This is a genomic window from Candidatus Kryptonium thompsonii (genome assembly GCF_001535985.1).
In the GTDB taxonomy this organism is placed as follows: Bacteria; Bacteroidota; Ignavibacteria; order Kryptoniales; family Kryptoniaceae; genus Kryptonium; species Kryptonium thompsonii.
The window spans coordinates 1127-14166 of record NZ_CZVS01000053.1; the positions used below are offsets into that span (position 1 = coordinate 1127).

Below are 13040 nucleotides of genomic sequence, written 5' to 3' on the forward strand. Positions count from 1 at the left end.
GCGAAATATGAGAAGGAAAGCTTGATGCCGAAACTTTCTGAAAAAATACTTAACTTGGCTGAGTCAGAAACACTACGCATCTCCGCACTTGCAAAAAATATGAAAGCCCAAGGTATTGATGTCGTTTCTTTAAGCGCTGGTGAGCCAGATTTTCCAACGCCTGAGCATGTAAAAGAAGCAGCGATTCAAGCGATTAAAGAAAATTTTACAAAATACACACAAAATCAAGGAATACCGGAGTTAATAAATGCAATAATTGAAAAGTTTCGGCGTGATAATAACATTGAATATAAACCCACCGAGATACTTGTATCAAACGGCGCCAAACATTCAATTTTTAATGCTTTGCAAGCGATATGTAATCCTGGTGATGAAGTGATAATCCCAGCTCCATACTGGGTAAGTTATCCATCGATGGTTGCTCTTGTAGATGCGAAACCGGTTATTTTGAAAACTGATATAAGGTCAAGTTTTAAAATAACCCCAGAACAACTTAAAGAAACAATAACAGAGAAGACGAAGGCATTAATTTTTAATTCACCGTCAAATCCAACTGGAACAGTTTATACTGAAGATGAGATAAGAAAGATCGCTGAGGTTGTATATGAAAAAAATATCTTTGTGATTTCGGATGAAATTTATGAGAAAATCATTTATGAAGGAAAACATTTTAGCATGGCTTCAATTAAAGAGTTGAAAAACCTTGTCATAACTATCAACGGTGTTTCGAAAGCATATGCTATGACGGGCTGGAGAATCGGTTATCTTGGGGCAAGTGAAGAAATTGTCAAACTTGCGAACAAGGTTCAAGGGCAAATGACTTCAAATGCAAGTTCAATTTCTCAAAAAGCAGCACTTGCTGCGCTAACCGGACCACAGGAGCCAGTTCGAAAAATGGTAAATGAATTCAAAATAAGGCGTGATTTTCTTTGTTCTGAATTGAAGCAGATTCCAGGAATTGAAGTTTTTGTCCCATCGGGTGCTTTTTATGTGTTTCCGAAGGTTTCAGCTTACTATGGACGAAGTTATAATGGTATGGTTATAAAGAATTCAAACGATTTTTGTGAGTTTCTTTTGAAAGAAGAAAAACTTGCAATCATTCCCGGAGATGCCTTTGGAATGGATGAATATGTTAGGATTTCTTACGCTGCTTCAATGGAAGAGTTAATGAAAGGAGTTGAAAGATTCAGAAGGGCAATTGAAAAGTTGAGTGATTAACTTAAGGTTTGAAACCATTTGGTAATTTTGTTTTGTTATTTAAATATGCAAAAGCAAATCAAAAACAAAAGGAGGTGAAATGAGTTAGGTATGCCAATCTATGAATATCAATGCGATAGTTGTGGCTATATCTTTGAGGAATTTCAGGGGATAAACGATCAGACAGTTATAATTTGCCCAAAATGTGGCGGAAGCGCAAAAAGAAAAATAAGTGCTGGCGTTGGATTAATTTTCAAAGGTTCAGGGTTCTATATAACTGATTACAAACGTGGTAATTCATCATCAAAATCAAAAAGTGAATCAGAATCGGGGGGATCAAAGTCTGAAAAATCCGATTGATGAACAAATCAGGGGCGGGTTTCCCGCCCAAATTTAATTTCACATCACCATTAAAACCCCAAGTGCAATTGAATTCAATTTTGCCTCCATTTTGTCCGATCTTGATGGAATTAAAACTGGAGCTTTCGCACCGATGATCACATGTCCAATCTTGTAATGAGCAAAGTAAGTCAAGCTTTTCCCAAGTATATTGCCACTTTCTATATTTGGCACAATTAAAATATCAGCCTTGCCTGCGACATCTGATTTTATTCCCTTTTCAAAAGCCGATTCTTCTGATATAGCAAGGTCAAGCGCAAGGGGACCGTCTATTATACAGCCCGTAATCTTGCCTTCAGCGTTGAGTTGTTTTAATTTTACCGCATCTGTTGTTGATGTTAATTCTTCAATCACTAACTCAGTTGCGGATAAAATTGCAACTTTTGGGTTTTCAATTCCGAGTTTGTGTGCGACTTCAACGGCATTTTTTATTATCTCAATTTTTTGCTCAAGCGTTGGGTTTAAAACTACTCCCCCATCGGACATCAAGATAAATTTTGATTCGCTATTTTTCTCAGGATATTCAAAGATGAAAACATCACTTAACAATCTTCCAGTTCTTAACCCAGATTCTTTGCTTAGAACCCCCTTCATTAAAGTTGTAGTATCGACCTTGCCTTTTAAAATAACATGTGCTTCACCATCTCTAACAAGTGAGATTCCGATGGAAACAGCTTTTTCGGTTTCTTTTTCGTCAATAATTTCAAATTTGGTGGAGTCTTCGCCTAAATTGTCGATCATTTCAGCGATTTTTTTTGAATCCCCTATTAAAATTGAGTTTGCTATCTTTTGTCTTCTTGCTTCAATTGCTGCTAGAAGTGCTGATTCTTGATGTGCGCAAATTACAGCTATTGTTTTTTCTGTCCCTTTTACTTTTTCGAGAAGTTCTTGAAAGTTTCTTATCATTTTTCACTTAAAATTTTATTTGCGGTTTTTTCAGCGCTGATAACGCAATCGCCAACAGAAATGCCCCCGCGATAGTTGGCACATAGATAAATTCCTGGGTTTTCTTTTTCAAATTCATCAATCATGGCCATAATTTTAAGATGACCAACATTATATTGTGGTATCGCTTTCTCCCATCTTGAAATCCAAACAAACTTAGGCTCACCTTTGACTTTCATTATATCTTTTAATTCATCGCTGACGATTTTAATTAATTCATCATCGTTCTTAAGGGCGAGTTCGGGTTGCCTTGTTCCCCCAACAAATGTGGTGAGCTCAACATATCCTTCTGGAGCTCGCTTTGGAAATATAGCTGAATTCCATAAAGTGCCAAGAATTTTTCTTCTTTCTTTTTCGGGGATCAAATAACCGAAGCCATCAAGTTCCACTCCGATTTGTTCTTTTTCATATCCGAAAATAACCTCGGCGACGGGCGGGTAATAAATTTGTTTGAGCGCACTTTCGATTTTATCGGATAATTTTTTAAGAATTTCGCTCGCAGCATAGGCTGGGGTCGAAACTACAACCACTTCGGAGAAAAGATTTTCAGTTCCTCCATCTTTTTCAAATTCAACGATGTATCCTTTTACATCCTTCTTGATCGATTTAACTTTTGCACCTGTTATCACAGAATTTCCAAGATAATTTGCAATGGCATTTGGAAGTGTTCCCATCCCATCAAGGAATGAAAACATTTTTGCAGTAATTTTTGCTTTTTCCTCTCTCTTTTTTCTTTCTTTAGCACCTTTAATTGTTCCGATGATTAGTCCACCATATTTTTCTTCAAGCGCATAAAGTCGCGGAAATGCTGAACGAACACCGAGTTTTTCTGGGTCTCCAGCATATACCCCAGCAACAAATGGATTAATTGTGTAGTCAAGAAATTCTTTCCCAAGTCGTCTTCTAACGAATTGAGCCACTGTTTCCTCCCAGAATGGATCACCTGTTGTATTTTTTGCTCGCCCGTGAAATGGCTCAAGCATTATGCGAAGTTTTCCGCGCCAGCTCCATAACTTGCTTTTAAAAAACTCCTGCGGTTTCATTGGAATTGGATATAATTTGCCGTTTTTAAAAATGTATCGCTTGTTTGAAACTTCACTTGCATAAACCATTTCATTCGAGATGCCAACTTCGTCGATTATCTGTTTTAAAAGTGGCGTCGTTTCAAGCGCACTGTTTGGTCCGAGTTCAACAAGGTAATCGTTTATTCTCTTACTTTTCATTGTACCGCCGACTTCGTTTTCTGCCTCAAGAACCGTAACATTTAATCCATTCTTTTTTAAAAGAAATGCTGTTGTAAGTCCAGATATACCTGCGCCGATGATTATTGCATTATTTTTCATCTTTTACAGCCTCCAAGACTATGTTTTTAAGAGCTTCAATAAATGTTTCAGAATCATTCAAGGCTTCTGCAACGACAAATTTTTTAACACCATTTTTGATGGCTATATCCCTGACGAAGATTCCAAGTTCATAAAGTGTTTCGATATTATCTGAGACAAAGCTAAGCGGGACAACAAGCATATTTTTAATTCCTTCTTTGGCAAGTTTCTGCACAGTTTCAACCGTTGATGGCTCAAGCCACTTTACAGGGCCAACTTTGCTTTGGAAACATAATTCCGTCCTTATATTTTTGTAAATTTCCTTTCGTTCCGATTTGTTGCGAAGATAATCAAGTATAGCGTTGTATGATTTTATTGTCTCATCAAGGTATGGGTCACCATTTTTGATAAATTTAACGGGTACGCTGTGAGCGCTAAATATAAGTACGAGATTTTCAAGGTCATCCATGTTGAAATTTGCCATCGCTTCTTCAATTCGTTCAACCATTGCCTTAACATAAATTTCATTGTTGGGATAACTTTTTATTTCAATTATCTCTTTGTTGTCTATGTTTAGTTTTTTCAGCGAGCGATAAAATTCATTAAAGCTTGAGCCAGTTGTCGTGGTTGAATACTGTGGGTAAAGCGGAAGTAGGATAATTTTTTGTGTATCATCTTTAAGTGCCATCTCAAGCGCTTCATTTATCAGCGGGCGCCAATATCTCATCCCAATGTAAACTTTACAATCAAGAAATGGTTTAAGCTTCTTCTCGAGAAGTTTGGCTTGAACGAGTGTATAACTTAAAATTGGTGAGCGACCGCCGATTTGCTGGTAATATTTTATGACTTTTTTTGCTCTTAATTTTGAAATTAGCCGTGCGAAGACTTTTTGAGTCGCTTGGGAAAATGGAAATTTAAATATGTCTGGATCTGAAAATAAATTGTAGAGAAACCTTTCAACATTTTTTATTGAATCTGGACCGCCGAGATTTAAAAGAATGATTCCATATTTGGGCATTTTAAAATTGTTTTGAGTTTTTCACTATTTTTCCATCCTTCATCACGAACTTAACATCTTTGAGAACGGATATGTCTTTTAATGGGTCGCCTTTGACGGCAATTATATCAGCAAGTTTTCCCGGTTCAATACTTCCAATTTTATCCTGCCATCCAAGAAGTTCTGCTGCGACGCTCGTGGCTGACTTGATCGCATCCATTGGCTTCATTCCATATTTAACCATAAGTTCAAACTCTTCAGCGTTTGAACCATGCGCTTCCGTCAAATCGCTCCCGAAAGCAATTTTAACCCCAACCTTTAAAGCTCGTTTGAATGTTTCTGCGTGAAGTTTAACTGTGTTCTCAATCATTTTTTTAACTTCTGGGCTTAAACCCTCTCGCTTCGACCAACGGTAATAAGCAAGCAATGTTGGACAGTAATAAACCCCTTTTTCCTTCATAAGTTTAAGCGTTGGCTCGTCAAGATATAAACCATGCTCGATTGAAGCAACGCCCGAATTTACAGCTTTTTGCGCAGCAATTGATGAATAACAATGCGCAGCAACTTTCACATTCATCTTATTTGCTTCCTCAACGATCGCTTTAAGTTCATCATCTGAAAATGTAAGATACCATGTTAATGAATCGGCAACCTCACTACGCCTCCTCCTTGAATCGGCATATATTTTTATCCAATCAGCTCCATATTTTATTTGTTCTCTTACCGCTTTCCTCGCCTCGTCAACCCCGTCGACAAGTTGTGCTCCTGTTGGAACCTGTATCTCCCATGAGTATCCCATAAGTGCATATCCCCCTGTGACAGAAAGTGCACGAGTTGAAACTTGCATCCTTGGACCTGGAATTATGCCTTGATCAATCGCTTTTTTTAAATCGACATCCGCATATCCAGCCCCCTCGGTTTCAAGGTCTCGAACGGTTGTAAATCCAGCTTCAAGGGTTTGTTTGGCGTGTACAACCGCTCTTATCGTTCGATATGGGATTGATTCTTTGAGAAGTTGGTCATCGTAGTTACCCTCATGAAGGAAGAAATGAACATGTGCATCAATTAACCCCGGCAACACGGTCATATCCGAAAGGTCGATAACATCTGCATTTTCAGGTATCTTAAAATTTCCAACTTTTTCGATCTTATTTCCGCTGATCAAAATCAAAACATTTTTCTTGACCTCGTCGCTTTTACCATCAATTAGGGCGCCACATTTTATAACGGTGGGCTTTTCTTGGGACAGGGCGATAAGGAAGGGGATTAAAAGCAAATAAAATATTTTTCGCATTTTATTTTGTGATTTTATTTTGAATTTCAGTTAAATATAACTCAAACAATTGAATAAATTCAAGAGCATTCTCGTTTACTTAAAATGGTATCCGCTTTTATCAATAAGGATACCAGTTTGGTGTGATAGTAGAAAGTTGAAATTTTTATGTGGATGAATTTATGTTCGTTTCTGAACTTGACATTTGTTTAAAAGTTTATTATATTATTAGGGCTATGGTTTGGTTTACGTTCTTTGATAGTGTGCTTAAGACTTGACATAGTCTCTTGATAAACTTGAACGATAGGATGGGGGGTAGAAGAAAATTAATTTTTTCAGGTATGCGTTTAGAGGTAAACTTAATTTCTTCTGGGGATAACCAATTAAGTTTAAATTACAACCATTTTATTGCGGGGTTAATTTACAGGGTTATAAGTTTGCACTCCGAGAGGTTTGCTCGGAGAATTCACTCTGGGGGATTTAAATTGAATGGGAAAGTATTTAAGATGTTTACATTTTCTAAAATTTTCTATTTTAATGGGGCTCATGTTGAAGATTCGCATATTGTAATTCCAAGTAATTCTGAAATATCGTTTCTAATCTCGTCTCCGTATGAGGAATTTGTTAAAGATTTCGCCTTTGGTTTAACTAAGGCTGATAAGATATGGATTTCTGAACAGAAGAATCTTTATATCTTGAAGTCCGTTGAGGTTATATTTGAACCGAAGATATTTGATGGTGATCCAAAAGAGGTAATTGAGGTTGAAGGTGTCTTTATATCTCCCCTTGTTGTTTCAAAGGTTGATGCGCTTGGGAGAAGAATTTTTTTGGGTTGTTTTGATGCTGAGGTCCCGTATCTTATTCGTAAAAATTTGTTTGAGAAGTTTACCGCATTTTATAAATACGAGCCAGAGGATGAATTCGATTTTGTTTTTAATCTCAATTACATCGTGAAAAAGCGGTGGAGAAAGCTTATAACTATAAAAGCGGGGAAGAAAGAAGAAACCAAAATTCCCTGTATGGTTGCTCCGTTTAAATTGAGGGGAACGCGCAGGATTATAAAATTTGCTTGGGATGTTGGGCTCGGGGAGAAAAATTCAATGGGTTTTGGGATGTGGGATATCGCAAAACCACGGAAGAAAAATAAAATTTTAGGGGAAAATGGATTTTGAAAAAGCTAAAAAAGCTGTAATCGTCGCATCTATTTTTCATGACATTGGTAAATTCTGGCAGAGAGCTGTCCGTGGTAATGAAGGGCTCTCGCATTCGACATTAGCCCTTGAATCTGAACTATGCCCTGAGTTTGGCAAGTACAGACATGTTTTGTGGACGAGTGAGTTTTTTGAGTCATTTGAAAAATTTTTCCCGATAGATGTGTCAGAGAAGTTGACCGATGAGGCGCTTGATAATGTTAAAAATTTATCGGCAAGGCATCACAAACCATCTACGCCTTTACATTATATAATCCAACAAGCTGATTGGCTGAGTAGTGGTATGGACAGGGTAAAGACGGCTGATGCCCAAGATGAGGAAATAGGTGCTTTTAGGGAGAAGAAATTGATTTCTATTTTCAGTTATGATATGTCAGGCAATGGAAAGAATTGGGTTTACAACTTGACAACGCTTAAACCGACCGACGATGTTTTTCCTTTCGAAGAAAAAGAGAGGGTTGATTTAACTGGTGAATATGCGAGGCTTTGGGTTCAATTTATTGAAGATTTTAAAAATGCAAGTGTTTTGGGGAAACATTTCAATATTTGGGTGGGCTCAATTTTAAGCATACTTGAAAGATACACATGGTGTATCCCAAGCTCAACAAAAGATGTACCAGATGTTTCACTTTATGATCATCTTAAGACAACATCCGCGATTGCTCTCGCTTTGTTCTATTATCACCATGCGACACACAGTTTAAATTCGATTGATAATATTAAAGATAAAAAGGCGAAAAAATTTCTTTTTATTGTTGGAGATTTAAGCGGGATTCAGGACTTTATATATTCTTTGTCGATTACGAATGTCAAGGGCGCAAGTAAAATTTTAAGGGCAAGGTCATTTTATTTGCAGGCGATTGTTGAGATGGGGGTTTATTATATTTTAAATGCTTTGGGTCTTTCCCCTGTCTCTGTTATAATGAACGCGGGTGGTCGTTTCATAATTCTTGCTCCGAATCTTGACACCGTGAAGGAGAAGCTAAAAGAGATCGAGAGAAGAATTTCAAAATGGCTATTTGATGAATTCAATGGTAAGATTTCGCTCAACATTACATATGATGTTGAGGTTTCAGGCGAAGATTTGATGCAAGATAAATTTAGAAATGTACTGCAGGAGATTCAACTATCGGCGGAACGGAAAAAGAGACGCAAGTTCTTTGAACTTTTTGGGGAAGGGCATAATGGATTTGTGCTTGACAAGTTATACAATGAACTTCGACGAAACGGTCATTGCCAAATCTGTGATGAAAATCCTGGGGTTAAATCTTTAGTGGATGAAACGGGTGAAGCAATTAAAATTTGTAGGCAGTGTGATACTTTTTTGAATCTTGGCCGATGGTTGATTGAATCTGAAGCAGTTTCGTATACAACTGGAAAGATTCCAGGTGTTAATAAAAGCGTTGAGGTTTTTGAAGGGCTTCATTTTAATTTACACAAACTTCACGAGATAAATGTCACTGAGGATTATTATTACATTGAACTTTTCAAGATTGAGGAAGGATTCCTATATCCTGTGAAATTTTTGGCGAACTATGTCCCAGTGTGGAGGATGGAAGAGGAAGAAATTTTTAATCATGTTCGTGAGATAGAACAAACTTTCGATAAAGCCGCAAATAGAGTCAAGACATTTGGTGAGATCGCTGAGGTTGGGTTGGTTGAGAGAAGAAATGGGGAAATCACGAAGGAAGGGAAAGCAATGCTTGGGATTTTAAAAGCCGATGTTGACAACCTTGGGAGCATTTTCTCAAGTGAACTTGGGGAAGAGTTCGCAAAGCATTTAAGCATTTCGAAATATGTAACTTTAAGTCGAAATATGGATTTCTATTTCGCCGGATATTTAAATCATCTACTTGAGGAGAAGTATAAAAATGTCTATGTTGTCTATTCCGGTGGGGATGATCTTGTTTTGGTTGGCGAATGGAAAGATATAATCGAAGTTGCGGAGAAAATTTATAAAAAATTTAGAGAGTTTACGACATGGAATAGGGGTATAACTTTAAGCGCTGGTATTGCTCTTATTGGCCCGAGATATCCGATTAATAGAGGTATTTTGATGGCAGATGAGTTTCTTGAAAAATCAAAAGGAAGCGAGGGAAAGGATAGTTTGACTATTTTTAACACGACTGTAAAGTGGAAACTTTTGCCAAAACTGTGGGAGTGGCGAAGTTATTTTGAAAAATGGCTTACTTCAACTGAATCGAAAGTTAAAACAACATTTATGCATAGGTTATTGACTTATCAAAGAATGGCTAAAGATTATTATGAAACTAAGAATCCGAATGGATTAAGGTTTACATATCTTTTGAAGTACGATGTGGCAAGAAACATTGTTGAAAGGAAAGGTGGCAGGATAGTAAAGGGTGAGGAAGAGATGAGTAAGTTGTTTGAACTTGTTGAGAACAATTTGAAGGAAGAGTACAAGGAACTTTGGATTGCGCTTCATATCCCGATTTTTTATGTTCTTTACAAATACAGAGGTAAAAAATTAAAAGGAGGTCAAAATGGCTGAAGAAAAATATTTTTTGAGAAAAACAAGTGATGACAAATGGGTAATTAAAGAAGAAATGGTGACAACTAAGGCTGAGAAATGGGCAGATGAGTTCATTGGTCGTGATCCTAGAAAACCTGAGTTGAAAAGTGCACAGTTGAGGAAGTTTTATAATGAAGTTAGAGCCCTTGCTGATAGGGTTGAGGTGGAGGGATTTGAAAAAGTCAAACCGCTAATTAAAATGTTAAAGGTGAAGGTTAATTATCAAAAGGGTCGAAAACTTGTTCCTGAAAAATTTGTTGATTTCATCACAGAGTGTGTTGATCAGGTAAACGATAAGGAAGATTTTCTTGATGGTTTCGTTAAGCATTTTGAAGCTGTAGTTGGGTATTATTATGGCAAAGCTGAAAAATTTGATTAGTTAAAAAACAAAATTAGGAGGTTTTTCAGCTATGAAACTTGTCAAATATAAGGTTGTCACTGGAAAAATTAAGCTTTTAACAGGGCTACACATCGGGGGTAGCAGTGATATAATTGAAATCGGTGGAATGGATAATCCTGTAATAAAACATCCAGTAACCAACGAGCCTTACATCCCGGGCTCGTCGCTTAAGGGTAAAATAAGAAGTTTAATTGAGTTAGCTTATGGAAAAGTTAATAGTAATGGAGAAGTTCATAAGTGTTTAGATGTAAATTGTCCAGTTTGCAGGGTGTTTGGTAGCTCGCCAGATAATGAGGCGAGTGCACTAAAGCGGGGTCCAACGAGAGTTATATTCAGAGATGTATTTATTGATGAGGGGTACAAAAAGGAAATGGAGCGGAAAGGGCTTACAGTTTATGATATAATTGAAGAAAAGGCGGAAAATGTTTTAAATCGTATCACTGCAGAGGCGAAGCCGAGAAGACTTGAAAGAGTTATCCCGGGTGTAGAATTTCGCTTCGAGTTAGTATATCGTGTTTTTGATACTGGAGATGGAGGTCAAAAGGATGAAGAATTGTTTGAAAAGGTTATTCGAAAAGGTTTGAAGCTTCTTGAACTTGATTGTCTTGGTGGATATGGAAGCAGAGGGAGCGGGAAAATTAAGTTTGAGGGTGTTGAAATTAAAGATTATGCTCCCGAAAATTTAAAAATAGAAGTTGAAGAGTCATGAAAGCGTATAAGGTAAGTTTTGAGATAAAAAGCTCAACCATCACTCCATTTCAATCTGACACACTTTGGGGTTATTTTGCGTGGGCGTGCTTTCACATATGGGGCGAGAAATTCGGCAGAGAATTTATCGATGCGAATAAAAATGGTAGTCCAACGCTTGTGTCGAATGCTTATCCCGAGGGTTATTTACCTGTGCCGATAATTGAGATTAAGAGAACCGAAAAGATTGAGAAGGGGGAAATCTTTAAACAAGTGAAAAAAAGGAAGTTTATGAAGATTGAAAATTTTGAGAAAATAAAGGATGAATTAGAATGGAATAAACTTTTTGAAGTTTTGGTGAATGAAATCAAAGATGAAACAGAAAACAGAAAAGTTTGGGAAGTTGAAACACAGACTGTGATGAGGAATAAGATTAGTCGATTAACTTTTACAACTTCAGGTTTTGGTGAGCTGTTTGGAACTGAGGAGACATTTTATGGTTCTAATGTTAAATTATGGTTTGCGGTTAAAACCGACTTTCTGAGCAAGGAACAGATAGAAGCGATTTTGAAGTATATTGAACTATCGGGGTTTGGAGCGGATGCTTCTATAGGTAAGGGGAATTTGAAATTTACATCAATTGAGAATTTTAAACTTCCTGAAAGTGAAAATCCAAACGCTTTTATGACAATTTCAAATTTTATCCCGACAAAGGATGATTTAGATAATGTTGATGGTACAAACTTATGGTATAAGATTTTTACAAAGTATCCAAAAGTAGGCGGACATTTTGCCTTGACTGATCCGTTTAAGAAACCGCTCGTTTTTATGGAAGCGGGTTCTGTTTTTAAAGTAAAGACTCATAAAGATTTTTATGGTCAGATATTAAATGGTGTTCACTCGAATCCAGATATAGTTCAGTTTGCTTATGCTTTTCCTTTAAAAGTTAGAGTGGGGGTGTGAAATGGCGGAGATTTATAAAGTTAAATATCAAATCTTAACACCAATTCACATTGGCACTGGGGAGGATTTGACACCGTTTGATTATGTCATCGTGGATGATAATTTTCATAGGGTAAATGCAGATGAAATCATTTCAAGTTTAAGCCAGGAACAACTCAATAAATTTTATGCGCTCATTGAACAAAATAACATAACAAGTTTAAGAGAGCTGATCGCTGGAAATTTTGATGAAAAAAGATTTTCGAAGTATAAGGTTAAAGTGACTAAGAATGTGGCTGAAAAATACCAGTGGAATTTAAGAAATGTAAACAACCAACTTTTGATATCGCCATTTGTAAGGGTGGATGGGGATTTTAAACCTTATATCCCTGGTAGTTCAATTAAAGGTGCAATAAGAACCGCTATTATCGATCGGGTTGCTAAAGACAATCCTGAAATGATCAAGCGGATTACAAGTAATGAAAAGGAGTACAAATCAAACACTTGGGAACACAAGTTGCTCAAAGCTGTAAGAGTTGATCAAAAGAAAAAGGAAGAGAAAGTTGACATTTCAAAAGACCCATTTAGAGCGTTAAAGATCTCGGATGTTTTTGTTTCAAATGAGGTGATGAGGATAGGTGAGGTTTTAAACGCAAGAGTTGATGAGCGGAGAAATAGACTTGCAACGGTCGGAATTCAAATGATAAAAGAGGTCATTGCAGGTGAGATTATCACTGGCGGATCAGTTGAGTTTGAAGGCGAAATAATAATTGATGATTTCCTGCCCAAAGTTGAAGGTGTGTCGATGCCTTTAACAAAAGATTTTATAATTCAGTCGTGCAATCAGTTTTATAATGAAGAGTTTAAACGAGAGCAAGAGTTTTACGAATTTGCAACCGATATGAATGAGATTATCGAGAAAATGAGAAGTTTGTTGAGGGTGAAGCAGAACGAGTGTGTTGTTAGAGTGGGACGCTTTTCAGGTGTGTATGCGGTCACCATAAATGCAAGAAAACCGCATAATAAAAAGTGGGGAACAACGAGGAATTTGTTTGAAGGGAGATATCCAATGGGGTGGATGAAGATAAAGTTTGTAGGTTAAAATAAAAAATTGGGAGAGAATTTATGAAAGAA

At 36.9% G+C, this 13040-nt stretch carries 12 protein-coding genes (1 of these 12 cut by a window edge); 8 read left to right on the plus strand and 4 right to left on the minus strand.

The window, feature by feature from the left end:
* On the plus strand, positions 1-1218 hold the 3' portion of the coding sequence (gene coaD / locus AWW78_RS07765; protein ID WP_082359564.1) for a pantetheine-phosphate adenylyltransferase. Its footprint begins 486 nt before the window's first position; only the last 1218 of its 1704 coding nucleotides appear in the window; its start codon lies beyond the left edge, outside the window; it ends in the stop codon at positions 1216-1218.
* Positions 1219-1308: 90 nt separating this feature from the next.
* Positions 1309-1557, plus strand: coding sequence for an FmdB family zinc ribbon protein (locus AWW78_RS07770; RefSeq protein ID WP_047134805.1), 249 nt, complete (start codon positions 1309-1311; stop codon positions 1555-1557).
* A 39-nt stretch (positions 1558-1596) separates the two neighbouring features.
* Here AWW78_RS07770 and AWW78_RS07775 read toward each other — a convergent pair whose 3' ends face one another.
* Genes AWW78_RS07775 through AWW78_RS07790 form a run of 4 tightly spaced genes read right to left on the minus strand, consistent with a single transcriptional unit; the run spans position 1597 to position 6154 of the window.
* Positions 1597-2502 carry a bifunctional enoyl-CoA hydratase/phosphate acetyltransferase gene (locus AWW78_RS07775; RefSeq protein WP_047134806.1) on the minus strand — a complete coding sequence of 302 codons (906 nt, stop codon included), beginning with the start codon at positions 2500-2502 and terminating at the stop codon, positions 1597-1599.
* Positions 2499-3884 carry a protoporphyrinogen oxidase gene (hemG, locus tag AWW78_RS07780; protein ID WP_047134807.1) on the minus strand — a complete coding sequence of 462 codons (1386 nt, stop codon included), beginning with the start codon at positions 3882-3884 and terminating at the stop codon, positions 2499-2501. The genes AWW78_RS07775 and hemG overlap by 4 nt, the downstream gene beginning before the upstream one ends.
* Positions 3874-4881, minus strand: a complete 1008-nt coding sequence (hemH, locus tag AWW78_RS07785) for a ferrochelatase (protein WP_047134808.1) — start codon at positions 4879-4881, stop codon at positions 3874-3876. Before hemH ends, hemG begins: the two co-directional genes overlap by 11 nt.
* 1 nt (position 4882) lies before the next feature.
* The gene (locus tag AWW78_RS07790) at positions 4883-6154 is read right to left on the minus strand and encodes a metal-dependent hydrolase family protein (RefSeq protein WP_047134809.1); all 1272 of its coding nucleotides are present in this window, start codon (positions 6152-6154) and stop codon (positions 4883-4885) included.
* A gap of 320 nt (positions 6155-6474) precedes the next feature.
* Between AWW78_RS07790 and cas6 the strand changes: the two genes are divergently transcribed.
* From cas6 to csm5, 6 genes are read left to right on the plus strand one after another with little or no spacing between them, the layout of a single operon-like run.
* A complete protein-coding gene (gene cas6, locus AWW78_RS07795) occupies positions 6475-7305 on the plus strand; it encodes a CRISPR-associated endoribonuclease Cas6 (RefSeq protein ID WP_159421227.1) in 831 nt (276 codons plus the stop codon).
* The gene (gene cas10 / locus AWW78_RS07800; protein WP_047134811.1) at positions 7295-9856 is read left to right on the plus strand and encodes a type III-A CRISPR-associated protein Cas10/Csm1; all 2562 of its coding nucleotides are present in this window, start codon (positions 7295-7297) and stop codon (positions 9854-9856) included. Before cas6 ends, cas10 begins: the two co-directional genes overlap by 11 nt.
* Positions 9849-10256: a type III-A CRISPR-associated protein Csm2 gene (gene csm2 / locus AWW78_RS07805; protein WP_047134812.1), complete on the plus strand. Its 408-nt coding sequence runs from the start codon at positions 9849-9851 to the stop codon at positions 10254-10256. Before cas10 ends, csm2 begins: the two co-directional genes overlap by 8 nt.
* 31 nt (positions 10257-10287) lie before the next feature.
* Positions 10288-10986 carry a type III-A CRISPR-associated RAMP protein Csm3 gene (gene csm3 / locus AWW78_RS07810; RefSeq protein ID WP_047134813.1) on the plus strand — a complete coding sequence of 233 codons (699 nt, stop codon included), beginning with the start codon at positions 10288-10290 and terminating at the stop codon, positions 10984-10986.
* Entirely contained in the window at positions 10983-11927 is a 945-nt protein-coding gene (csm4, locus tag AWW78_RS07815) for a type III-A CRISPR-associated RAMP protein Csm4 (RefSeq protein ID WP_047134814.1), read from the plus strand. The genes csm3 and csm4 overlap by 4 nt, the downstream gene beginning before the upstream one ends.
* 1 nt (position 11928) lies before the next feature.
* Positions 11929-13008, plus strand: coding sequence for a type III-A CRISPR-associated RAMP protein Csm5 (csm5, locus tag AWW78_RS07820; RefSeq protein WP_047134815.1), 1080 nt, complete (start codon positions 11929-11931; stop codon positions 13006-13008).
* The last annotated feature ends 32 nt before the right edge of the window (positions 13009-13040 follow it).